This window comes from Hyphomonas sp. (assembly GCF_016125515.1).
Classification (GTDB): domain Bacteria; phylum Pseudomonadota; class Alphaproteobacteria; order Caulobacterales; family Hyphomonadaceae; genus Hyphomonas.
Genome location: NZ_WGLO01000010.1, coordinates 65676 through 89738, shown reverse-complemented (window position 1 = coordinate 89738; position 24063 = coordinate 65676). Strand labels below are relative to the sequence as shown.

Sequence of the window (24063 nt, the reverse complement as noted above, 5' to 3'; positions counted from 1 at the left end):
CAGCGCGAATGAAGGATAGTCACGATTTCCGGCCAGCAAGCCGGCGCGAGGTGACACCGGCGGAATCGCCGTTAGTGTCGCAGCATGATCCGCGTCTTCGCACTTCTCGCCGGGATATCCGGCGTGTTGGCGGCATGCACCCACGCCGGCCCTTCGCCGCGCTCCGTACAGGACACCATGACGACACCCGAGACCCTGACCCTCGAGCGCCTCTACGCTTCGCCCGGCCTGTCGGGGCCGAGCCCGCGCGGCGTGAAATTCTCACCCGACGGCAAGCGGGTCACCTTCCTCAAGCCCCGCGCGGGCGATCAGGCGCGGTTCGACCTGTGGCAGTTCGATGCGGCGACCGGCGAAGCCTCCATGCTGGTAGACTCGACACTGGTTGACCCGTCGGACGCCGAACTCGCCGAGGCCGAAAAGGCGATGCGCGAGCGCAAGCGGATCGCGGGCGTACGCGGGATTGCGGATTATGACTGGGGCACCGCGGATACGATCCTCGTGCCGGCGGGCGGCGAACTGCACCTGGTGACGCTGGGCGGCAGCGCGCCGCAGGTGCGCCAGATGACCCATACAGATGCCTATGAGTATGACGCGAGGGTGTCACCCAAGGGCAGTCATGTCAGCTTCATCCGCGACGGCGCGCTGTACATCGTCACGCTTGAGACCGGCGAAGAGCGGCGCATCTCGCCGGCGGCCGAGCCCGACAAGGCGATCATCTATGGCATCGCCGAATTCGTGGCGCAGGAGGAAATGCACCGCTTCACCGGCTACTGGTGGAGCCCCGACGAGCGGTTCATCGCCTACACGCGCGTCGACGAAAGCGGCGTAGACATCATTCCGCGCTTCGACATTGCCGCCGACAAGGTGACCGTGATCGACCAGCGCTATCCCCGCGCCGGGCGGCCGAATGCCGTGGTGGACCTGTTCGTGCAGGATCTGTCGGGCGACGCGCCGATCGAGGTGAACTGGCGCAAGGCGGAATGGGGCGCGCCGAGCGACCAATACCTGACGCGGGTCAATTGGTCCGGCACGGCGCTGAACCTGCAGGCGGTGAACCGGGCGCAGACGCTGATTGCCTATCAGGCCGCTACCGAAGCGGGACAATGGCGTACGGAAGTCTATGACGAAGAGACACAGCCCCACTGGGTGAACATCGGCGAGCTGAGTCGGCGCATCGAGACGGGCGAATTCACGATCAGCTCCAGCGAGACTTCCGGGTTCAAGCAGCTGGTTGCGCGCGCCGACGGAACTGAAATCCGGATCGGTGGCGAGGATTGGGCCGTGGATGAACTGAAGCTCGCGCTTGGGGCCGGCCGGCGGGTTTTCTTCACGGGTTTCAAGGACACGCCGCTGGAGAGGCACCTTTATACCGCGAGCCTTGATGACCGGCAGATCACGCGCATCACCGAGCCGGGAAAGACCTGGAACGTGACGGTGGCGCCGGACGGCCAGTCCTTCGTCGGCACGTCGTCGTCGCCGGCCCAGCCGCCGCAGACGGGGCTTTACCGCATCGATGGAACACTGATTGCCTGGATCGAAGAGAACCGGCTGGACGTGGGCCATCCGTATGCCTCGTATCTGTCGGCGCACACTCTGCCCGAGTACGGCACGCTGGAAGCGGACGATGGGCAGACGCTGTATTACTCCATCCGGAAGCCGAAGGATTTCGATCCGGCCCGGAAATACCCGGTGATCTTGGAGGTGTATGGCGGGCCGCACGTGCAAACCGTGGACCGGACCTGGGGGCCGCTGACGGATGTATTCTACACGGCGCAGGGCTTCATCGTGTTCCGGTTGGACAATCGCGGCTCCAGCAACCGTGGCAAGGCGTTTGAAGACGTGATCCACCGGAACATGGGCGATGCGGAAGTGCGCGACCAACTGGCCGGGGTTGCCTGGCTGAAGGCGCAGCCTTTCGTGGACACCCACCGCATCGCCATCCAGGGCTGGAGCTATGGCGGCTACATGACGCTGAAAACGATACTTGGAGCGCCGGAAGGCACCTTTGCCGCGGCCGTGGCCGGCGCGCCGGTGACCGACTGGAGCCTTTACGACACGTTCTACACCGAGCGCTATATGGGTACGCCAGAGAACAACCCGGACGGCTACGCGAAGAGCAGCGTTCTGGCCGATGCCGGCAAGCTGTCGACGCCGCTAATGCTGGTTCACGGCATGGCGGACGACAATGTGACATTCGACAATACGACGCGCCTGATGGCGGCGTTGCAGGAACTCGGGAAGCCGTTCGAAGTGATGACCTATCCGGGCCAGCGCCACGGCATCCGTGGCGAAGCCTTGCAGGTCCACCTGATGCGTACACGGATGGCGTTCCTGAAGCGCCACATGAAAACGGAGGAATACTGATGCCCGCCTTCCAACCGACTGCTGCGCAGTTCCGTGCCTTTCGCGATGACCCGCATGGCGGACCGGTGGCGCAGGTGAACCTGCTGAAGTTCCGCGTGAAGGCGGAATACCGGCCGGAAGATGCAGAGCATGGCGAAGACCTCACCGGACGCGAGGCGTATGCGCGCTATTCGGAGATGTTTTCGGTTGCGATGGAAGAGGTGGGCGGTGTGACGCTGCTGCTCGGCGATACGGAGCGTTATTTCATCGGCGGCGGAGACTGGGATGCGGTGCTGGTGAACCAGTTTCCCAACCGGCAGGCCTTCATCGCCACGCTGAACCACAAGAACTACAAGGATATGTCGCGCCACCGGGAGGCCGGGCTGCTTTGCCAGGATCTGATCGTGACGCGGCCAACATGGGCGGGAGGACAGAAACTGTGAGCCGGTACGACATCTACGGGGCGCTTGGGTCTCCCTATTCCATGAAAGTGCGCGCGGCGCTGCGGGCCAAGCGCCTGCTGCATACCTGGACGGGCATGACCGCCGAGGACCGCACCCACGTGATGCCCAACGTCAAGGCGCAGGTGATCCCCGTGATCCGCAAGCCGGATGGCATATGGACGAATGACTCAACCCCGTTCCTGTTGTCGCTGGAAGGCGAAGGGCGCGCGCTGGTGCCGGCCGATCCGGCGCTGCGTTTCGTCTGCCTTCTGATCGAGGACATGGCGGACGAATGGTTCATGAAGGCGATGTTCCACTATCGCTGGGCCTATGCCGAGGATGCCGAATGGTGTGCCAACTGGCTGATGTACGACTCACTGCCGAATGCTGGGCGCGCGGGCGTGGAGAAGATGGCGGCGACGATCCGTGAGCGGCAGATCTCGCGCATGGCGCTGGTGGGCTGCACGCCGGCGACCGCTCCGATCATCGAGGCAAGCTGGAAGCGGACATGCCGGATGCTGGAAGACATGGCGACCGGGCCGACACGGTTCCTGTTCGGAGACCGGATCTCGCTGGCCGATCTTGCCCTTTACGGGCAGCTGAAGGTGATGAGCGTGGACCCGACGCCGATGGCCTGGCTGCGCTCGGATGTGCCTTATCTCTATCGCTGGCTGGATCTGGCCGATGATGCCAGCGGGCTGGACGGTGAGTGGCTCTCGCCGGACGCGGCGCTTACAACCGTTCCGGTGAAGGCATTGCTGGCTCAGGCAGGCGACACCTACCTGCCGTTCCTGAAGGCCAATGCCGACGCGTTGCAGGCCGGCCAGGAAACGTTCGATCTGACGCTGGAAGGCCGGCCCTATACGCAGGGCGTGTTCAAGTACCAGGCGAAATGCCTTGAAACCCTGCGGGCGGACTGGAAGGCGCTGGGCGAGAATGATAGAGCGTCAATTCGTGCGCTGATCGGTGAAGGGGCCGCGATTCTTGACTGACAAGTTTTCTCCGGTTTCCCGGCTGTTGCACCATCGGACGCAGCGCCTGCGCAAGGGCGAACCGATTGCCTTGCCGATCGTGGCGTCGTCGACGTTCGAGCAGCCCGGCGATCCGGACGGCACGCATTTCTATGGCCGCAATGGCAACCCGACCGTCGAGGAGGTGGAAACCGAGATCGGCCTGATCGAGGAGGCCGAGGTCGTGCTGTTCCCCTCCGGGATGGCGGCGATTGCATCCGTGTTCTACGCGCATCTCAAACCGGGCGACCGTGTGCTGGTCCATGCCGATGGCTATTACAATGCGCGCGGCCTTCTGGCCGATCAGTTCGCGACGCGCGGCGTCGAGGTGCGCCAGGTGGCGACGGCGGCCTTCTCGGGGGCCGATTTCTCCGGCGTGAAGCTGGCTCTGATCGAGACGCCGTCCAATCCCGGCCTGGACGTCTGCGACATTGCGGCGGTGGCGGCGCGCGCCAAAGAGGCGGGCACGATCCTCGTGGCCGACAATACGACGGCAACACCGCTTTGCCAGCGCCCGCTTGATCTGGGGGCGGACATTTCGATCATGGCGGACACCAAGGCGATGGCCGGCCATTCCGACATCCTTGCGGGTCACGTCGCTTGCCGGAACGCGGACCTGCTAGCGCCGGTGAAGACCTGGCGGCGGCTGGCGGGCGCCATCGTGAGCCCGTTCGACGCCTACCTGCTGCATCGGGGCATCGAGACGCTGGAGCTGCGCGTTGCCCGTGCGAACGCGAATGCGATGGCGATTGCCACGGCGCTGTCCGGCGATCTGCGCGTCACGGGCCTGCGCTATCCCGGGCTGGCGACAGATGCGGCCCATGCGGTCGCCCGCAAGCAGATGCGCGGCTATGGCCCGATTGTCAGCTTCTGCCTGGCCGATCGGGCGACCGCCGAGGCGTTCATTGCGCGCCATCCCCTGCTCGCCGCCGCCACGAGCTTCGGCGGTGTGCATTCGAGCGCGGAATGCCGGGTGCGCTGGGGCGACGCTGTACCGGAGGGTTTCATCCGTCTGGCGTGCGGGATCGAGCCGGTCAGCGACCTCGTCGCGGCGACCCTGGCCGCCCTTGACGGAGAATGAGATTTCAGGCCATGCGCACGGTTCATGACAGCCACGTCACACTGGTATAGGGATTGCAGCCGGGCCCGGGGAACCTGACCATGCGCCGTTTGAGTATAGTTCTTTTCTTTCTGGTGGCCGTTGCGGCTGCCTACGGATGGTTCGCGCTGCGCCAACCGCCGAAACCGATGGAGATTTCGGAGCCTGTCCGGATTCACCAAGGCATCGTCGTCGGCGGCATTAACCGCGATAATCCCTCAATCCGCGAGTTCAACGGCATCCCTTACGCCACCGCCAAACGCTGGAGCGCGCCGACCGCGCCGCCGCAATGGGGCGCGACTTCGCGCGATGTGCGCGAATTCGGGCCGGAATGCATCCAGCCGCGCACCCGCTATGGCAGTTTCGTCAACTCGGTGATTGACGGTCTGGGCCTCTCTTTCTTCGAACGCACGGCCGCGCGGATCGTCATGTCGGCGCAGCAGACCCCGCCCGAAGCGGAAGACTGCCTTTTCCTGAACGTGCGCACTGCCAACCTGAAAGGGGCAACGCCCCAGCCGGTCATGGTGTGGCTGCATGGCGGATCGCACCAATATGGATCAGGTTCGAGCGCGCTTTACCAATCGAATTCCCTTGTCGAGAAGGGCGTGGTGCTGGTCACGGTGAACTACCGGCTCGGCGCCTTCGGCTATCTCGCGCACCCGGCATTGACGGAAGAGGCCGGCACGTCCGGCAATTACGGTCTGCTTGATCAGGCCGCTGCACTCGCATGGGTGAAGGAAAACATTTCGGCCTTCGGCGGTGATCCTTCGAACGTCACCGTATTCGGCGAAAGCGCGGGCGCGCAGTCGGTGACCGAGTTGATGGCCCTGCCTGCTGCGGATGGCTTGTTCGACAAGGTGATCCTGCAGAGCGGCGCCAGCACAGGCAACATGCTGCACCTGAAGCGCTCGGCGCGTGCGGGAATCCTTTCGGCCGAAGAGGCCGGCGCCGATTTCCTGTCGACCCTCGCCCCGCCTGCCGCCACCGCGAAGGACCTGCGCGCCATTCCGGCGGCGGCGATCATTTCGCGTTCCGACGCCCGCGAAGATCTCAATGGCTATTTCCTGCCGGTCATTGACGGGTTGGTGTTGCCCCGCCCGATCGGTGCGGCGTTCCGCGACGGGGACGTGCCGAAGGTGCCGATGCTGGCCGGATACAATGCGGATGAGGGCTCGCTGTTCTATGACAGCATCCGGTCGCCGACGATCCTCCGCCCACAGATTACCGGAGCGCTGGAAGAGCGCGAAAAGGTGCTGGCCGAAGTGTTCGGCCTGAACCCCGCCAAGGCGCTACAGGCCCTTTACGGCATGGACACGCCGGAGACCTGGGACGAGGGTGCAACCGACATGCTGGGTGATGACATGTTCGGCGTGCACATGCGGTTTGTGGCCCGGCAGAACGTTCAAGGTGGAGAGCCGACCTGGCTCTATCATTTCACCCGGGTGCCGCCTTCCAAGCGCCAGACCATCGGCGCGTTCCACGCGTCCGAGCTGTCCTTCGTGTTCGACACGCACATAGCCGGCATGAAGACGACGGACTCCGACCGCAAGCTGACGGACCGGATGGGAAGCTACTGGACGAACTTCGCACGCACCGGCGATCCGAATGGCCAGGGCCTGCCCGAATGGCCGGCCCTGACAGCCGAGCGTGATGTGTGGATGAAGCTGGACGCCAAGCCGGAGCCGATCGAAGGCCTGCGTGCGCGAAAGCTCGACATCCTCGAGGAAGCGCTGCGCAACCGGATCGACGCCGTTGCAGGTCCGCCGCCTGAGCCGCCTCCGCCGCCGGCGCCCACCGAAGGTGAGCTCGCGCCCGTCCTAGGCAGTGAGTAGGATCCGGCAGATCCCGCTCAGACCAGCCTGATCGACCTCATCGAAGGCGTCGAATTCCGTCGAATCGACATCCAGCACGCCAGCCAGCGCTCCATCAGCCCGGAAGACCGGCACGACGATCTCCGAGTTGGAGGCAGAATCGCAAGCGATGTGGCCCGGAAACGCATGCACGTCCGGCACGATGATCGGCTCGCGTGTCGCGGCGACATGGCCGCAGACGCCCCGGCCGAAGGGAATACGCAGGCAGCCGAGCGTGCCCTGATAGGGACCAACGACCAATTCGCCCGGCTTGAGCGGATCGACCAGATAGAAACCGGTCCAGAAAAAGCGCGGCTTGAACGCCAGTGCCATCAGGCAGGCCGCTGTGGCATAACGCGCCGTTTCCGAGGTTTCCCCCGCCACCACGCTGGCGATTTCTTCTGTCAGCTGCCTGTACGCCTCTGCCTTGTCCATATCCTGCCTCTGTGCGGTCATGCCCGGCCTGTACCGCCACTGACAGGGGGACCGCAAGTGCCCGTTGAAGCGGCTGGCGACCTCTGAAATAGTCTGCGTCAGCGGGTGGTCGCGCAACGTGAGGAGGCAGGGTCCCCGATGCACAGGTTGAAGACGCCCCTCTGCGCGCTTGGCCTGAGCTTGTTGACCGCGTTTCCCGCCGCTGCCCAGCTGGACAATCCGCCCCCGGTGATCGATCCGCCCGCATGGGACGAGTTCAGCGACGCGCCCGATGCCGGTGAAACGACCGATGGATTTCTGGAAACCGACCTCGACGTCGTTGACCGCGCCCACGCCGCCTACCTGGCCGATGGCGCGTTGCAACTTGAGCGGCCAGTGCAGACGGTCGAACCTGCCCCGCCCAAACCGCCGCCAAGCTGGCTAATGGCCCTTTCCAATTTCCTTGAAGCGCTGGGCCCGCTTTTCCAGTTCATCTTCTGGGCTGCGGCGGCGCTGGTCGTGGCAGGACTGCTCTACTTCCTGTTCGGGGAAGCGATCCGGCTTCGCCTGGGCGGGCGCGCCAAACCGAAGGAACGGACAGCGGATGACATCCTGCCAGACCTGCGGCCCGACGCGGGCGCCGCCCGCTCGCTGCTGGAGGAAGCCGACGCGCTCGCCCGGCAGGGCCGGTTTGCCGAAGCCGTTCACCTGTTGCTGTTCCGGTCCATCGAGGACATCCAGGAACGGCTTGAAGGCGGCGTGCCGGTCTCGCTGACGGCGCGCGAGATCTCGAGCCTCGGACGTCTGCCCGACCGCGTGAAGCGGGCGCTAGATCCGATCATACAGGTTGTGGAGCGCAGCTTCTTCGGCGGACGCCCGGTCGATGCGGACGGCTGGCAACAGGCGCGCCGCAGCTATGAGTCCTTCGCCTTCGGTGAGGGCTGGGCATGAGCGACACGTCCGCCTCCGCTTCGCCCTTCTCGGCGCGCGTCGTGGCCGTGCTGATCGCCGTGGCCGCGATCTCCTTCGGCGCAGTGCTGGTGATGGCGGGTTGGGCCCCGGAAATGCGCGACCGCAACCAGGCGGGTGCGCACCCCTACTCGACATCAGCGATCGGCTATAACGGCTTCGTGCGCCTTCTGGAGTCGGCCGGCTATCCGGTGGAAGTCTCGCGGCTGGAAAGCGACCTCGATACGCGCCCCTGGGGGCTGATGATCATCACCCTGCCCCCTTACAGCAGCATCATTGCGCTGGAAGACCGCGCCCTGACGCCGACCACGCTGGTCGTGCTGCCGAAATGGTCGGGCTGGACTGATCCGCTGAACGCTTCGCGCCAGGCCGATACAAGATTGATCGAGGCCGAGGACCTTAAATCCAGCGTCGAGCGTTTTTATCCGGATGCGGAGATCCTGCGGGTGAAGGTCCCGAAGACGGTCGAGGCGCCGTTCGGCTCCGTTGCGATCAAGCCGGACGAGGGCTTGCAGCTGATCAAGGATGCCGGACTCGAGACGGTTATCGAGGTCGATGGCGCGGCCCTTGTGGCGTATGACCCTGTGCGCAGTTTCTACATCCTCAGCGATCCGGACCTGATCAACACGTTCGGCCTCGCACGCCGCGAGAATGCGCGCTTTGCCGTGCAGCTGGTGGACTTCCTGCGTTATGACAGCGACGAACCGATCCTTCTGGACGCGACGCTGCACGGCTTCCAGCGCACCGAAAACCTGCTGAAGATGATGTTCAGTGCCCCCTATATCGGCGTCACTTTCGTGGGTCTTGCTGCAGCGCTGCTGCTCGGCTGGGCCGCATCGTTCCGCTTCGGTCCGCCGATGACCGAGGCACGCGCAATCGCGCTCGGCAAACAGGCGTTGGCGGACAATTCGGCAGGCCTCGTCACGATGGCGCGGCGCGAGGCGCGGATGGCGCCGGGCTTCCTCGCCCTGGTGCGCCGGCGGCTGGCGCGCGAGATCGGCGCACCCCGAACGCTGACGGAAGCGCAGGTGTCCGCCATGTTCGACCGGCTCGGCCCGGACCCGGAAACGGGGCGCGTTTTCTCACAAATGGAAGCGGAGCTGAAACAGACCGCCGCAGGCCGCGACGATCTGCTCGCCAAGACACGGGCGCTGTACCGTTGGCGCAAGGAAGTTATCAGGAGAACACTGAATGAGCGTGACTGACATCCGAAACCTCGGGGACCGGATACGGACCGAAGTGCGCAAGGCCATCGTGGGGCAGGACGCGACGGTCGACCTGTTGCTGGTGGCGCTGTTTTCCTCCGGGCACGTCCTGCTGGAAGGCGCACCGGGCACGGCGAAGACGCTGCTGGCACAATGTTTCTCGAAAGCGATCTCGCTGCAGTTCGGGCGCATCCAGTTCACGCCGGATCTGATGCCGGGCGATGTTCTGGGTACGAACCTGTTCAACTTCCAGACCAACGAGTTCAGCCTGACCAAGGGCCCGATCTTCACGGACATCCTGCTGGCCGACGAGATCAACCGAACGCCGCCGAAGACGCAGGCCGCCCTGCTGGAAGCGATGCAGGAACGCAAGGTAACGATCGACGGCGAAAGCTATCCGCTGAACCCGCGCTTCACGGTGATCGCCACGCAGAACCCGATCGAGCAGCAGGGCACCTATCCGCTGCCGGAAGCGCAGTTGGACCGTTTCCTGTTCAAGCACACACTCGACTATCCCAGCCGTGAGGAGGAGTTGAAGATCGTCGCCCAGCACGGCACGCGCACCGGCATGAAAACGCCGGAAGCATTCGGCATTGCGCCGGTCATTTCGCCGGCCGAACTCGACGCTGCCGTGGATGCGGTCGCGGCTGCACGGATCAATGACGACATCATCGCGTATATCGTGGACCTCGTGCGCGCGACACGCACCAGCCCGGCGCTGGAGACCGGGGCAAGCCCCCGAGCCGCTGCCGCCCTCGCCACCGCCGCACGCGCCCGGGCCGCGCTGGATGGCCGTGACTTCGTGATCCCGGACGATGTGAAGCAACTGGCCCTGCCGACCCTGCGCCACCGCGTGCTGCTGTCGCCGGCCGCCGACATCGAGGGGCGCACAACCGAGGAAACCCTGATGGGTATCATCGAACAGTCGGCGGCGCCCCGGTGATCTCCCCGACCCTGCGCGCGATCTTCCTGATGCTGCTGGGATTGCCCCTGATGGTGGCGATCGCCCTTCTGCGTCCGGAACTCTGGATCCTGTCAGCGGGGTGGATTGCGGCGGTGGCTGCGTTGATTGCGGTCGACACGCTGTTCGGCGCTTCCGTGCGCCACTATTCCGCGACGGTCACGGCGCCGCCACTGCTTTACGTCGGAAGCGCGGATGATCTGGCCGTCGGGCTCACCTTCTCCGAAGGCCCCCTGCCTGCGCGGATCGAGATCCGGCTCGAAGCCAATGAACTGATGGGGCCCCAGACGACCCAAGGCTTGCGCGGCTGGGATCGGCGATACCGTCCGCACACGATCCGCGTGACGCCGCCGCGCCGCGGCATAGCCGAGGCCGTCCGGTTGTGGAGCCGTTGGCAAGGGCCTCTGGGGCTGATCCAGAAGCGCCACATTGCGCCCCTGAACCTGTCGATTCCGGTGACGCCGAATGTGCGCTGGGTGCGCGACGAGGCCATCCGCTTGTTCTCGCGCGACGCGGAGTTCGGCATCAAGACACAGATCGAGCGCGGCGATGGCAGCGAATTCGACGCCTTGCGCGAGTTCGCCTCCGGCATGGACCGCCGCGCCATCGATTGGAAACACTCCGCCCGCCATCGCCACCTGCTGGCCAAGGAATTCAAGACGGAGCGCAACCACAACATCATCTTCGCCTTCGATACCGGCCGCCTGATGAGCGAACCGCTGGGCGGGGTGCCGAAAATCGATCGCGCGGTAACCGCAGGCCTGTTGCTCGCCTATGTATCGTTGCGCGCGGGCGACCGCACGATGTTCTACGGCTTCTCTGACCGACCCGGCGTCAGCAGCGGCTTTCTCACCGGCACCAGCAGCTTCCCGAAAGCGCAGGCCATGGTCGCGGAGATGGACTATTCCGAGGACGAAGCAAACTTCACGCTCGCCCTCTCCAGCCTGGCCAGCCGGCTGGAACGGCGCAGCCTGATCATTATTTTCTCTGACTTCGTGGACACGATTTCGGCCGAGCTGATGCTCGAAAACGTCAAGCGACTGACCGATCGTCACCTTGTCCTGTTCGCGACCTTCGAGGATGCCGCCCTCGCGCAGATGGCCGATGCCGCGCCGGACACCGCGCAGGATGTCGCCCGCGCCGTGATCGCGGATACCTTGCTTGCCGAACGCGATGTGGTGCTTCGCCGCCTGCAACGCCTTGGCGTCCAGGTGATCGAAAGTACGCCGGAGAAGTTCAGCTCCGAGCTCGTCTCTCGCTACCTCCAGATCAAGCAGAGGGACATGCTGTGAGCGACCTTCTCAAGTCCTACCGTTTCCGCGAAGAGCGCCAGGCCGACTGGCAGAAGCTGGATCTCATCCTGACGAAGGCGGAGAATGGCGGCGTTCAGCGGCTCAGCGACGAGCAAATGCTGGCCCTGCCACGCCTTTACCGGCAGGCGGTTTCGTCGCTGTCGGTTGCCCGGTCGATCTCGCTGGACCAGAACGTCATCAACTATCTCGAGAGCCTGTGCACCCGCGCCTATTTCTTCGTCTACGGCGCCCGCACGACACTGGGCGAGCGGATGATGGCCTTCCTGCGCAAGGACTGGCACGAAGCCGTCAGCCAGTCGGTCTGGACAACCTTGCTCGCCGCCCTCTTCTTCTTCGGCGGATGGGTACTCGCCTTCTTCCTCTGCCTGCAGGACATGGACTGGTTCTGGACCTTCCACGGCCACAACTTCTTTGATGGCCGCAATCCGGACGCCTCGGTCGATTACCTGCGCAGCACCATCTACAACGACCCAAACAGCAACGGCGAAGGTGAGCTGGCAGCCTTCTCCAGCTTCCTGTTCAACAACAATGCGCAGATCGCCCTGTTCGCCTTTGCGCTCGGCTTCGCCTTCGGCATCCCGACAGCCTGGCTACTCGTTTATAACGGTGTGATGATCGGCTCGATGTACGCCGTTTTCTGGGACAAGGGTCTCGGCTTCGAGTTCACCGGATGGCTGATGATCCACGGCGTCACTGAACTGTTCGCCATTGTTCTGGCAGGCGCAGCGGGTTTCGTGATCGGCGGCGCCGTGGCCTTTCCCGGCGGGCGCACGCGCCTTGCCTCGGCGCGCGCCGCCGGGCAGCGCGCGGCCACGATCGCCATGGGCTGCGTGGTGATGCTGGTGATTGCGGCAATCCTTGAAGGCTTCGGCCGCCAACTGATCAATTCAGATGGCGTGCGTTACGGCATCGCGGCGGGCACGCTGGTCTTCTGGCTGGTCTATTTCTATGTGCCCCGGAAAGCGGCGGCACCATGACGACCAAGCCCGTCGACACAACCCGAAGGCCGGGCATCAGCATGGAAGCGGCGGTGCAGCGCCGGGCGCGCCTCGCTGAAGAATTACGCACGGCGAAGATGGTGCGCAAGCTGGTGACACCAGAGGGCGCGGCGATCCGGCTGAAGCTGGCGAACGCCTCCGAGCGCGCCGGCGCGCTGATGATCGACATCGCGATTCAGTGGGCCATCGTGATCGCGACCCTGCTGGGCCTCAGCTTCATCAGCGGCGCGTTGAACCCGGGCAGCAGCAATATCGCCTTCGCCTTCTGGCTGGTGTTTTTCTTCTTTGTCCGCAATTTCTACTACATCTTCTTCGAGATCGGACAGCGCGCCGCGACGCCCGGCAAGCGCATCCTGGGCCTGCGCGTCGCCTCGCGCGATGGCGGCAGGCTGACCGCAAACTCGGTACTGGCGCGCAATTTCATCCGAGAACTCGAGATCGGTCTGCCCTTCCAGTTTATATTGATGGGCGGTGACGGTTTTGGCGCCTGGATGGCCTTGCTCGGACTCGTCTGGTCCGGCGTCTTCCTGCTCTTTCCCATCTTCAACAAGGACAAGATGCGCGTCGGCGACCTGATCGCCGGCACATGGGTAATCAAGGCCCCCAAGGCGAAGTTGATGGACGACATCACCTCGGCCGCCGCGCGCCCGCAAGCGGCCTCGCGCTATGTGTTCACACAGGCGCAGACCGAAGCCTATGGCATCCACGAACTGCATGTTCTGGAAGATGTGCTGCGCCAGTCGACGCAGGAGATCAAAAGGCAGGTGGCGGCGCGCATCCGCGCCAAGATCGGCTGGGCGCCGATTGACGGCGAAACCGATCTCTCATTCCTCGAAGCCTACTACGCCGCCCTGCGCCGGCGTCTGGAGCAGCGCATGCTGCTGGGGGAACGCAAGGCCGACAAGTTCGACGTACGCTGACCCTTCAGTGCATGAAAATGCCGAGGCGCCGGCGCGCGAAACGGGCGAGCCCGGAGACCCATCCCGGACGGGCGCTGGGGTCCATCTTCCACCGCAGCAAGGTGCGCCGTGCGCCGCCCGGCAGGATGCCCATCGCCGTCCACCAGAACCAACGGGCCACGTACTCGCCGCCGCTGGCGTCGTGCAGAGGCGCCGCTGTGGCGAGGCGCACCACGCGGGCAATGGAATCGCCCGCGATCGGATGCTCGTCCGGCGCGAAGGACAGGGACAGGAGCCGGTCGTTCAGGTGCGGCAGGTCCGCGTCGCCGAGATTGTCCGCCGCCGGAAGGCCGAGCTTCGCGGCGTGCTGGCGAATGGCCGCATAGCGTTTGAAATCGTGGTCGAGCCCTCTGCGGGCGCGGGCGGCGAAATCACTGCGGACCTTCCAGTTCTGCGCCGCATGCAGACGGTAGGCCGACAGCGTCTCGTCATAACTGCGCACCGGACCATAGAGCGGGATGACCGAAACGAGATAGCCCTCGCCGCTGATACGGAAGGCATCGGCATCGATGGGCATCACCTTCTGCAGCCCTTCGCGCGCGAATAACAGGCCCGAGGTGACATTGACATGAAACCGTCCCTCGTCGCGCAGCTGCTGAGACAGGTCGCCGGAACCGAGGTGCAATCTGGGTGAAGGATGGATACCTGTCAGCGTGCCCGTCTCGTCAGCATACCGCATCCGGTACTGGTAGAGCAGCACGCCGGGCTCCCAGTTCTGGAGGGCGCGCCTCAGCCCGCCCTCCAGGACGAAGTCGTCCGAGTCGAGGAAATAGATGACGTCGCCGGTCGCCTTGGCCCACCCGGCGTTGAACGCGCCGGCATGGCCCTGGTTGTGCGTCTGGAAGATGGGGATGATCTGGTCGCCATAGCGGCGCATCACGTCGCGGGAGTCGTCGGTGGAACAATCATCGACCACGATGATCTCAGCGCCGACATTCTCAGCCAGAACGCTGTCGATCGCCGCTGGCAGGAAGCGTCCATAATTATAACAGGTGATGATAACCGAGACCGTCGGTAACGCCCGGTCGACCGCTACTGCGGGGATCACCTTGCTTTCCGGCATGACGGGCTGGCTCATGGGTTGTCGTCTTGTCGTACGCCGCAGGTTCAGACGGCGGAATGCGCCTCATGGGCGTGTGCTTGCCCGGTTTCCCAATCGGCCTGGTGCCAGGCCAAAGCTGTGCGGATGATGTTGTCGATGCCCGAGCGGCTCGCCACCCAGCCAAGTTCGCGCGCGGCCTTGTCCGGCAAGGCGATGAGCTTGCCCGGATCGCCCGGCCGGCGCGGGCCGATCTTGCGCGGGATCTTGCGATTGGTCGCGCGTTCCACCGCTTCGACAACTTCCGCCACGCTGGTACCCCGGCCCGTGCCGAGATTGTAGGCGGTCGAGGCTGCTCCCTTCTCCAGCGCCGTCAGCGCGCGCAGGTGGGCTTCGGCAAGGTCTTCGACATGGATGTAATCGCGGATGGCAGTACCGTCCGGCGTGTCGAAATCGCTGCCGAGGATCGTGAACTCATAGCCCTCGTCATAGGCGCCCTTTAGGGCCAGAGGGATGACGTGCGTTTCGCAGGCATGGCGTTCGCCGGTCAGGCCATCACGGTCCGCCCCCGCAGCGTTGAAGTAGCGCAGCGGGATCGAACGGATGCCATGCGCGGTATCGAAGTCCTTCAGGATCCGCTCGACCATCAGCTTCGACCAGCCATAGGGATTGATGGGGTTCTGCGGGTGCGTCTCGTCGATCGTGTCGGCATGTGCGTGCCCGAAGGTCGCGCAAGTCGAGGAGAAGATCAGGTAGCCGGCGCCGTGCTTGCGCATCGCCTCGAGCAGGTTCAGCGTAGCGAGCGTGTTGTTGCGATAATAGATGACCGGTTCACGGACAGATTCTGCAACCAGCGCCGAACCGGCAAAATGCGCCACCGCGTCCGGTTTCACTTTCGCAAAGGCGGCGTCGAGGTCCGCCGGGTTCTGCAGGTCGCCCTCGATCAGCGGGCCCCATTTCACCAGATCGCGCCAGCCGGTCGACAGGTTGTCAAACACGGTGACGTCCCAGCCCGCTTCCGCAAAGGCCCGGCAGCAATGGCTGCCGACATAACCAGCGCCCCCGGTAACCAACAGTTTTCCTGGCATGGCGAAGGCCTCGCATCTGACAAAGCAAAAGGGACGGCGCTGTGCAGCACCGGAACATTCAATCAATTATATGCAAAGACCAGTCCGAAGGGTGAAGATAATCCGTGGGACCGTCGATTTTTGACCGCTTAGCGGAACGCGGTCATGGCGGCCCAGATGATGGCGCCCCACAGGCCGGAGCTGAGGCCGATGATCGTGACCAGACGCAGCCAGACAGGCCATTTCTCATCGCCGAGATCATGCGCCATCTGATAGTCGTTCCGGGCCGAAACACGGACTTGCGGCGCGAATGCGTGGCTCTCTGCTGGGATCATGGGCTCTGAACTCGACATGGCAGTCAATAAAGCGGGCAACCCTTAACGCCGGGTTTAATCTGCGACTCACACCTAACACCTCAGTTGACAGTGTTGATGCCGGAATCGGGCGCAATTCCGGCATCGATCGGGCGATTCAGGTCCCGTCTATCGAACAACGGCAGGTCCGGAAGCTTGCTGGCAAGCGGACTGCTTTGACCGCAATGGTTATTTTGCGCGCCCTATCCGTTTACCACGTGTGCAAAAATGTACAGCGCTGTGCAAAAATGCACAGGCGTCAGGCGGGCCGGTCCCGCGTCAGCGCTTGCCGCACGATGTCGGCGAGGAATCCTTTGGGCTGGATGAAGGTCTCATCCGGCAGTTGCGCCAGCGCAGCCGCCCGCTCGGCGATTGGACGGCGATCCTTGATCAGGCCAGCCACCAGCTGTGCCAGCGTTTCGCTCAGCGGCTCATCGACGATCAGGCCGCAGCTGTGCTGCTCCAGCCAGGCCGCTGTCTCGGTGCCTGCCGGCGCAATCGACGGCGTGCAGTAATAGCCGCCCTCATAGATCCGGTTGGGCAGCAGCCAGACCGAATTGTAGCCCGCTTCCATGAAGTCCCCGGCCCAGACGACATCCAGACCGTCATAGATGCCGGAGAGGTCTTCCGGCGAGCGGTAGCGGCCGAAATAGGTCATGTTCGGCCGGGCGTCGATCAGCGGCTCGAATACCGGAATTTCCGTGCGCGCCGGCAGGCCGTGCAAGCGGATCTCCAGATCATCCGGAAACCGGTCGGCCAGCTCGCACAGAAGGTCGAGCGAGCGTTTGCAGCGCAGGTTACCCACCCAGCCCAGCCGCAGCGGGCCGTTCGCCTCGGTTGCCGCGGACTTGCGCACGCAGGCCCGCGGCCCATAAGCCGCGCCCGACGCCAGCCGGTTCTCCACAAGGAAAGCCCGGTAGGTTCCCGGATAGCGCTTCTCGAAATGATTGCGGATGAACCCCCGTGACGACACGACCAGCCCCGCCGAACGCTTCAGCAGCATCCGCTCTAGGGCGCGCACCACCATTCCGATGGGATCGGACCGCGTCAGCAGCCGGTGCACATCGAGGCTTTCATAGATGACCGGTGTATCGAGCTTCGCCTTGCGCTTCGCCAGGAAGGCGCAGGCGAGCATGTCGAGATTTCGTGCGTAGATGACATCCGCTGCCGCCAGCTTGCCGCGCTCGGCTGCGGCCAGCGTCGCGCCGGCAAACACCTGCCGGATACGTTGGAGGAAGGCGCCGTCGCGCGTTTCGCCGAGATCGATATTGTCCCAGTCGAGCGCCCCGGGATCGCGCCGGCGCATCATGAAGCCGGTGACGTCCAGGCCATCATCGAGAAAGCCGCGAACGCGGCGCCGGACGGCGGCGTCAGCGGCATCATGACCGAAGAAAGCGATCCGGGTCATCTTTCGCGTCCTGTGCGGCCTTGCGCGTTCGGGAAATTGCTCCGTTGTCGAAGCAATTTCCCGTCAGCTTGTCCAGCTTGCCTATTCGGCAGAGATACGCTCGGCCGGGTCGTTGCGGCCGGTCGCCTTAGACGGCGGAACCTGCACGGCAACCGAGCCTTTCATCTGCTTCGGGTTCGGCTTGTTCTTGCGCTTGTCGCCGCCCCAGCCAAAGATCGAGGGCTTCTCGTCCATCTGGTAGTACTTGCGATAGGCCTTGTAAGTCGCGCCCGGGTCCTTGTGGTGACGGCGGCGGTTCAAGTCGACCATGTTGAGCGTCACGCCCAGAACGTCGGCTTTGAAGTTACGCAGCAGCGTCAGCGAGTGGCGGGCGGCCGAGCGGGCCGAGTGACGCCAGCGGACGACGAGAATCGTCTTGTCGACCTTGCCGGCGACCACACGGGCCTCAGCCATCAGCAGCAGCGGGCCGGTATCGATCAGGATCAGGTCATACATCGAACGCAGGCGGGCCAGCAGGTCGTCAAAAGCGCGCGTGCCAAACACGTCATGCGGCGTGTGGCCGTTCTGCGAGAGCGGCAGGATGTCGAGCATCGTCTTGCGATCCTTGACGATCGCATCGGACAGCTGGCCGGCGCCGAACAGGTGTTCGACAAAGCCGATATCGGGTTTCAGGCCGGCCGTTTCGGTCAGCTGGCGGCGGCGGAAGTCGCCGTCGATGACCAGCGTGCGCGAGCCCGACATGGCCGACATGCGGCCGAGCGCCAGCGTCAGGCTCGTCTTGCCTTCATCCGGCAGCGAGGAGCAGATGGCGACGGTCTTGGTTTCGCTGTCGAGATCCGAGAACGCGATGGAGGCGCGCAGGTAGCGGATACTCTCTGCGTAGGCCGATAGCGGATTCTCCACCAGAAAGTCGGCGGGGTTCGTCTGCGACAGGCCGAGGAAGCTGGCGGTGCGGATCAGCGGCACCGAGCCGATCGGGTTCGCGCCGAGCTTTCGCTCAACGTCTTCCGACGAGCTGATCTTCATGTCGAACATCTCGGCAAACAGCGCGAGACCGCCGCCAATGATGCCGCCCAGGATGCAGCCGATGATCAGGTTGAGCAGCTTCTTCGGCGAGTCCGGCGAGTCCGGAACCGTCGCGCTGGACAGGATGTTCGCGTCCGCCGAGATCAAGGCGTCCTGTTCGCGGGTCTGTTTCGAACGCGACAGGAATTCCTCAAGCAGCACGCGGCTGGTTTCGGCATCGCGCTCAAGTTCGCGGAGACGGACGAGGGCCTGGTTGTTGCCCTGCAGCTGGTTGGTCGAGCGGTTGATTTCGCCCTGGATCGAGCCGAGCTGCGACTGGGCGACCTTCAATTCGTTCTCGATGTTGCCCGCGATGCGGCCCACTTCGGCGTTGATCTGACGGTCGATGTCAGCCGCTTCGTTCCGGGCGCTGATCAGTTCAGGGTGCTGGGGACCCAGCTTGGTTTCGAGTTCAGCGACGCGGCGGTTGATGATCGCGCGCTGGTTCTTGAGGTCGGAGATGACCTGCGAGCCGAGCACTTCGGAGATGCCGTCGGCGCCGGCACCGCTCGCCATCTGGCGGCGCATGCTGTCGGCGCGGGCGCGGGCCCGGTCGACTTCGACCTGCAGCGTGGCCTTCTGCGTGGTCAGGTAGGCAATCTGTTGTTCAGTCAGGGTGGCGCCCTGTGCGGCGAGCAGGCCGGACTCGGCGCGGTAGCTCTCGACGCGGCGTTCCTTTTCCTCGACTTCTTCGCGAAGGCCGGACACGCGCTCGGACAGCCACTCGGTGGCCTTGCGGGTGGCTTCGTATTTCTCTTCAAGCTGCTGGACGCGGTATTGCTGGGCAATCTCGTCGGCCAGGCGCGCGGCGGTCTCGGGCGACTCGCTCGCGACCGTGACGGTGATCAGGTAGGTCGTGCCAACGCGCTTGACGTCGACCTTCGAGGCAAGCGCTTCGACCGCGCCTTCAAGCGCTGCGGCTTCTTTCTGCTCCTGAGTCAGGCCAGCCATCGCATCCTTGGGCGGCTTGGCGCCCGTGATCGCGCGGATCATGCCTTTCATAGACGACATCATGCCCGTCTTCTTGGGGCGCAGCGAACCGTTAAATTCGGGATCCTCGACCAGCTTCTGCTTGATCGCGACGCGCGTCAGCAGCGTCTTCGAACTCATGACCAGCACTTCGGTATCGACAACGGCTGTGTTGCCGCCGAGACCGGAGAAGATCGCGCCAAGGTCGATGACGTTCTTTTCCTGGGTGTTCAGCTGGACCACCGACTGCGCCTTGTAGATCGGCGTCTGCGTGAAGGTCACGTAGGCGATGATGCCGAACGTGGTGATAAAGCCAGCCAGGATCATCCAGAAGCGGCGATAGACGACGCCGATCAGCGCCTTCAGATCGAGCGGCGGACCGGACGACTGATCGCCGCCACCGGCGGTCATGTTGGAAGGCAACTCGATGGAAAAGGACTTCGACAAGGCACGGCCTCTGGAAAATTGGGGGCCCGGAAGCCGATACGATACCGGCTTCCGGAGAACTTTAAAGTTACGGGTACAGCTTCAGGCCGATACCGACCTGGTTCTGCGAGTAGGATGCACCGTTGAAGCCGGCGGTACCAGAGACATCCCGGTCGCGGTTGCGAGCGAAGAGTTCCCAGTGAACGCGCTTGTTCATCTTATAGGTCGCGATGGCGCCGAACTCGAGATTGTCTTCCTTGCGGTCGATATCTTCATATTCGTAATTGGACACGCCGCCATATCCCGACAGGATGATGTTGCGGCGCAGTTCGTGGTCGACGCGGGCGCCAAAACGGGTCTGCACGGCGCTCGGCGACTCGAATGCACCGGTATCGACCACGCGGCGTGCCGCGTCGAAGGTCACCGTGGTCAGACGGGTCGGGAACCAGGCCATGCGGCCGTCGATCGACAGACCACTGACGTCCTGGAAGAAGCTGTCATCCTTTGTTTCGTTCAGGTAGCCTACGGCGATGTCACCGCGCACCAGCGTGGTGAGTTCGAAATCCACACCTGCCGCAACCGTGTAGCCTTTGGAATCGCGCGAATGCGGCGTGCCGGCGAACACCTGCTCGACGTCATAGTCGCTCTTGGTGGCGGTCGCCTGGCCGAAGACGGCGAGGTTTGGCGAGACAGCGTAGGACAGGCGCGTGCGGCCATAAACGACTTTGCGGTCGCGGTAGTCCTGGTCGATGTTCGCGCCCGTGCCGGCGGCTTTGCCGTCCTTGTAGTTCTCGTCGGAGAAGCTGACGCCGTTGTTCCAACGGATACGGTCGTTCTGGAAATCCGCATCAGCGGTCACGCCGGTGCGGGTGTATTCGACCGGACGATCGGCGCCGAAGGCGTTGACGAAATCGGTGCGAGGCTCGGCGAGGTCTTCGGCGAACACCGAACCACGCAGCGACAGTTCGCGGGTCACGTCGAGGCGGCCGCGGGCGCGGGCCGTCACGTCGGTCGTCGATTCATCGCTCAGGTCGAGATACTGGTTGCGGTAGGCCGAAGCATCGAAACCGAGGCCGTGGACACTCCAATCCGTGTCTGCGGCGAACTCGCCGCCCACGCGGGCGATCACGTCCGACTGCTTGTTGTTTTCTGTGGCGAACACGTTGTCGTTGGCCGTCAGGCCGACTTCCGCGTTCGAGCGCACGACGAACGCACCGAGCCGAACGGGCTCCGGGTCGAATTCGGGCTGGCGGCGATCAAGCACCGTTTCGTACTTGTCGCGGCTATAATAATTGCTGGTTTGCGCCATTGCCGGGCCAATAAGGGCACAGGCAGCAACACTCATCAGACTGATGCGTTTCAGATTGGACATTTCACCATTCCCCAATTTCTCTGCGCGGCCGACATGGCCTGGGTTGTCTTCTCCAACCCGTGCAAGTTCAGTACCATCCGGAATTGCCCATTCTGACGGGCAATTTGGACGAATACAGCCCTTTACGCCCAATTCATTCTCAATTGAATATCGCGCCCGGGAATATTCCTTAACAACACCCCTTGTCCGTTACTGTATTGAGGCGTTTCAGTAAGGCGCACAAATGAACCTGCGCGATACTGATACATCTCAAGGCCACTGCAAGTCGAGAAATTTACCATGCCGACCCTCGATCTCGCCCCTGCTTCCGTCGCCGATTATCGCCGACGTGCCGAACGGCGCCTACCCCGCTTCCTGTTCGATTATCTCGACGGCGGCGCCTATGCCGAGGTCACGCTGGGTCGGAACGTGCGCGACTTCGAGCGGCTCGCCCTGCTTCAGCGGATCCTGCGCGATGTCTCGGCCCGAACCACGACGACCCAATTGTTCGGCGCAGAGGCCACATTGCCGCTCGCGCTCTCGCCCGTGGGCCTCTCCGGCATGATGGCCCGCCGGGGCGAAGCCTCCGCACGCAAGGTCGCCGGCGCCTTCGGCATTCCCTACTGCCTCTCCACGCTTTCGGTGTGTTCTGTAGAGGAAACTGCAGCGGCGGGCTCCGGCCCCCTGTGGTTCCAGCTCTATATGATCCGCGATCGGGGCGCCTGCGCCGACCTGATCCGGCGCGCCAGGGAGGCCGGCGTATCCGTCCTTGTCCTGACGGTCGACCTGCCGGTCGTCGGCACGCGTTACCGCGATGTCCGCAACACGATGAGCGGCGGCGGCAATGCCTGGACCCGGCTGCGCAAGGGCCCCATCTCCTATGCGCTGCACCCCGGCTGGGCCTTTGAGGTCGGCCTCAATGGCGGCCCGCACGTGCTGGGAAACATCGCGCCTTATCTCGGTAGCGGCGCCACCTTCGACGATTTCTCCGGCTGGGCCAGCGCCTCGATCGATCCCTCGATCACCTGGGATGACCTCGACTGGATCCGCCAGCAATGGTCCGGTCCGCTGATCATCAAGGGCATTCTCTGTCCTGAAGACGCCGTGGAAGCTGCAGAACGCGGCGCAGATGGCATCGTCGTGTCAAACCATGGCGGCCGCCAACTCGACGGCGTCGCTTCCTCGATCGCCATGCTGCCCCATATCGCCGAAAAGGTGTCCGGCCGGATGACCCTGCTCGTCGATGGGGGCGTCCGCTCCGGTCAGGACATTCTCAAGGCGCTTGCCCTCGGCGCAGATGCGGCAATGATGGGACGGCCCTGGGTCTACGCCCTGGCCGGCGCCGGTGAGACGGGATTGCTCAATCTCCTCAAGGCGATGCACGGTGAATTTTCCGTGTCCATGGCCCTCACCGGCGTGACGCGCACCGCCGACATCACCCGCGATGTGCTTGACTTCCGCACCACCGCCTGAACGAAATTTGCCGGGCCGGCCTCGCCCGCCATTGGCAAGGCGGCCCGCGCAGCGTATCCCTGCAGCACAGTCCGGAACGCGTCAGAAAGCTGTCGTTTCGATCCGTCCGCCGGCGCAGAACCGGCCACGCCTTCGATGTTCCAGATTGGACCAGCCCGCCCATGCCCATCCGGCAAGGGTCAAAGGTGTGGGGTGGACAACCGGGTAAACGTTTCGGCGCGCACCCCGAATTAAGTGTATCAGATGGCATGCGGTATGCATCTGCCGGTCGCGTGAGGGAGATCACTTTTCCATGACCATGAAAGTATTGTTTACGGGCGCCGACGGCTACATTGGTACGCTGCTGGGCCCTTACCTGCTGCAACGCGGCATCGAAGCCGTCGGCCTCGACACGGGCTTCTACCGTTCCGGCTGGCTCTATCCGACAAACGTGCCGCGTCCGATGATCCTGTCCAAGGACATCCGCTCGGTCACCGCCGAAGACCTCAAGGGCTTTGACGCGATCGCCCACCTCGCCGAGCTGTCGAACGACCCGCTCGGCCAGCAGGATCCGGGCCTCACCCACGAGATCAACCATGGCGGCTCCGTCCACCTGGCCAACCTCGCCCGCAAGGCCGGCATCAAGCGTTTCGTCTACATGTCGTCCTGCTCCGTGTACGGCGTGGGCAAGCCCGACCAGATCCTCGACGAATCCTCCGATGTGAACCCGCAGACGGCCTATGCCGAGTGCAAAGTGAAGGTCGAGAACGACCTCTCGAAAATGGCCGGCGACGATTTCGAGCCCTGCTTCCTGCGCAACGCGACCGCCTACGGCGCCTCGCCCCGCCAGCGCTTCGACATCGTGCTGAACGACCTCTGCGGCCTCGCCTGGACGACCAAGAAGATCAAGCTTCTCTCCGATGGTTCGCCCTGGCGCCCGCTCGTCCACGCGCTGGACATGTGCCAGGCCGTGCACCTTTCGCTGACGGCACCTGCCGATGCGATCCGCGGCCAGAAGTACAATGTCGGCTCGTCCGACCAGAACTACCGCGTCATCGAGATCGCCCAGATCGTCGCCAAGGAATTCCCGGGCTGCGAACTGGAAGTCGGCACGCAGGGCGCAGACAACCGCTCCTACCGCGTGAACTTCGACAAGATCCAGACAGTCCTACCGGACTTCAAATGCCAATGGACAGCCGAGCTCGGCGCCAAGCAGATGCGCAAGGTCTTCGAGAGCATCAACATGACGGCGGAAGACTTTCAGGCCCCGCCCTACACCCGCCTGAAGATGCTGATGAAGCTGCGCGGCGCCCACCTGCTGGACGAAAAGCTCTTCTGGAAAACGCCTGAACTCGCAACGGTCTGATTC

At 63.9% G+C, this 24063-nt stretch carries 20 protein-coding genes; 13 read left to right on the top strand and 7 right to left on the bottom strand.

All coding sequences use genetic code 11. From position 1 onward, the window contains the following. Positions 1-84: 84 nt before the first annotated feature. The 5 genes from GC148_RS09590 to GC148_RS09570 all read left to right on the top strand — a co-directional run bounded on the left by GC148_RS09590 (position 85) and on the right by GC148_RS09570 (position 6727). A complete protein-coding gene (locus tag GC148_RS09590; RefSeq protein WP_291070475.1) occupies positions 85-2364 on the top strand; it encodes a S9 family peptidase in 2280 nt (759 codons plus the stop codon). After that, complete coding sequence (locus tag GC148_RS09585) at positions 2364-2786, top strand: DUF1330 domain-containing protein (protein ID WP_291070474.1); 423 nt, start codon at positions 2364-2366, stop codon at positions 2784-2786. Before GC148_RS09590 ends, GC148_RS09585 begins: the two co-directional genes overlap by 1 nt. After that, a complete protein-coding gene (locus tag GC148_RS09580; protein ID WP_291070473.1) occupies positions 2783-3778 on the top strand; it encodes a glutathione S-transferase C-terminal domain-containing protein in 996 nt (331 codons plus the stop codon). Before GC148_RS09585 ends, GC148_RS09580 begins: the two co-directional genes overlap by 4 nt. Next, positions 3771-4877 (top strand): cystathionine gamma-lyase, encoded by a 1107-nt coding sequence (locus GC148_RS09575; RefSeq protein WP_291070471.1) that lies wholly within the window; start codon positions 3771-3773, stop codon positions 4875-4877. The genes GC148_RS09580 and GC148_RS09575 overlap by 8 nt, the downstream gene beginning before the upstream one ends. An 80-nt stretch (positions 4878-4957) precedes the next feature. Continuing rightward, positions 4958-6727, top strand: coding sequence for a carboxylesterase family protein (locus tag GC148_RS09570; protein WP_291070470.1), 1770 nt, complete (start codon positions 4958-4960; stop codon positions 6725-6727). On the opposite strand, the gene GC148_RS09565 is transcribed toward GC148_RS09570, so the two are convergent. Then, a complete protein-coding gene (locus GC148_RS09565) occupies positions 6713-7180 on the bottom strand; it encodes a GAF domain-containing protein (RefSeq protein WP_366063621.1) in 468 nt (155 codons plus the stop codon). The genes GC148_RS09570 and GC148_RS09565 overlap by 15 nt on opposite strands. Before the next feature lie 138 nt (positions 7181-7318). On the opposite strand from GC148_RS09565, the gene GC148_RS09560 reads away from it, so the two are divergent. Genes GC148_RS09560 through GC148_RS09535 form a run of 6 tightly spaced genes read left to right on the top strand, consistent with a single transcriptional unit; the run spans position 7319 to position 13525 of the window. Then, positions 7319-8110 carry a hypothetical protein gene (locus GC148_RS09560; RefSeq protein ID WP_291070467.1) on the top strand — a complete coding sequence of 264 codons (792 nt, stop codon included), beginning with the start codon at positions 7319-7321 and terminating at the stop codon, positions 8108-8110. Further along, complete coding sequence (locus GC148_RS09555) at positions 8107-9333, top strand: DUF4350 domain-containing protein (protein WP_291070465.1); 1227 nt, start codon at positions 8107-8109, stop codon at positions 9331-9333. Before GC148_RS09560 ends, GC148_RS09555 begins: the two co-directional genes overlap by 4 nt. Next, positions 9320-10276, top strand: coding sequence for a MoxR family ATPase (locus GC148_RS09550; protein ID WP_291070463.1), 957 nt, complete (start codon positions 9320-9322; stop codon positions 10274-10276). The genes GC148_RS09555 and GC148_RS09550 overlap by 14 nt, the downstream gene beginning before the upstream one ends. Continuing rightward, positions 10273-11586 carry a DUF58 domain-containing protein gene (locus GC148_RS09545; protein ID WP_291070462.1) on the top strand — a complete coding sequence of 438 codons (1314 nt, stop codon included), beginning with the start codon at positions 10273-10275 and terminating at the stop codon, positions 11584-11586. Before GC148_RS09550 ends, GC148_RS09545 begins: the two co-directional genes overlap by 4 nt. Further along, entirely contained in the window at positions 11583-12584 is a 1002-nt protein-coding gene (locus GC148_RS09540; RefSeq protein WP_291070461.1) for a stage II sporulation protein M, read from the top strand. Before GC148_RS09545 ends, GC148_RS09540 begins: the two co-directional genes overlap by 4 nt. Beyond that, complete coding sequence (locus GC148_RS09535; protein ID WP_291070459.1) at positions 12581-13525, top strand: RDD family protein; 945 nt, start codon at positions 12581-12583, stop codon at positions 13523-13525. The genes GC148_RS09540 and GC148_RS09535 overlap by 4 nt, the downstream gene beginning before the upstream one ends. Before the next feature lie 4 nt (positions 13526-13529). Here the strand turns inward: GC148_RS09535 and GC148_RS09530 are convergent, their stop codons facing one another. The 6 genes from GC148_RS09530 to GC148_RS09505 all read right to left on the bottom strand — a co-directional run bounded on the left by GC148_RS09530 (position 13530) and on the right by GC148_RS09505 (position 21263). Next, positions 13530-14642 carry a glycosyltransferase family 2 protein gene (locus GC148_RS09530; protein ID WP_291070457.1) on the bottom strand — a complete coding sequence of 371 codons (1113 nt, stop codon included), beginning with the start codon at positions 14640-14642 and terminating at the stop codon, positions 13530-13532. A gap of 29 nt (positions 14643-14671) precedes the next feature. After that, positions 14672-15691, bottom strand: coding sequence for a UDP-glucose 4-epimerase GalE (gene galE, locus GC148_RS09525; protein WP_291070455.1), 1020 nt, complete (start codon positions 15689-15691; stop codon positions 14672-14674). Between the two features lie 128 nt (positions 15692-15819). Further along, a complete protein-coding gene (locus GC148_RS09520) occupies positions 15820-16023 on the bottom strand; it encodes a hypothetical protein (protein ID WP_291070453.1) in 204 nt (67 codons plus the stop codon). 259 nt (positions 16024-16282) lie between these two features. Further along, entirely contained in the window at positions 16283-17431 is a 1149-nt protein-coding gene (locus GC148_RS09515) for a hypothetical protein (protein ID WP_291070451.1), read from the bottom strand. An 81-nt stretch (positions 17432-17512) separates the two neighbouring features. Further along, entirely contained in the window at positions 17513-19912 is a 2400-nt protein-coding gene (locus tag GC148_RS09510; protein WP_291070449.1) for a Wzz/FepE/Etk N-terminal domain-containing protein, read from the bottom strand. A gap of 67 nt (positions 19913-19979) precedes the next feature. Further along, positions 19980-21263, bottom strand: coding sequence for an outer membrane beta-barrel protein (locus GC148_RS09505; protein WP_291070447.1), 1284 nt, complete (start codon positions 21261-21263; stop codon positions 19980-19982). 279 nt (positions 21264-21542) lie between these two features. Here GC148_RS09505 and GC148_RS09500 point away from each other — a divergent pair, with 279 nt between their 5' ends. Further along, positions 21543-22715 (top strand): L-lactate dehydrogenase, encoded by a 1173-nt coding sequence (locus GC148_RS09500; protein WP_291070446.1) that lies wholly within the window; start codon positions 21543-21545, stop codon positions 22713-22715. Positions 22716-23007: 292 nt separating this feature from the next. Continuing rightward, the gene (locus GC148_RS09495) at positions 23008-24060 is read left to right on the top strand and encodes an SDR family oxidoreductase (protein ID WP_291070445.1); all 1053 of its coding nucleotides are present in this window, start codon (positions 23008-23010) and stop codon (positions 24058-24060) included. The last annotated feature ends 3 nt before the right edge of the window (positions 24061-24063 follow it).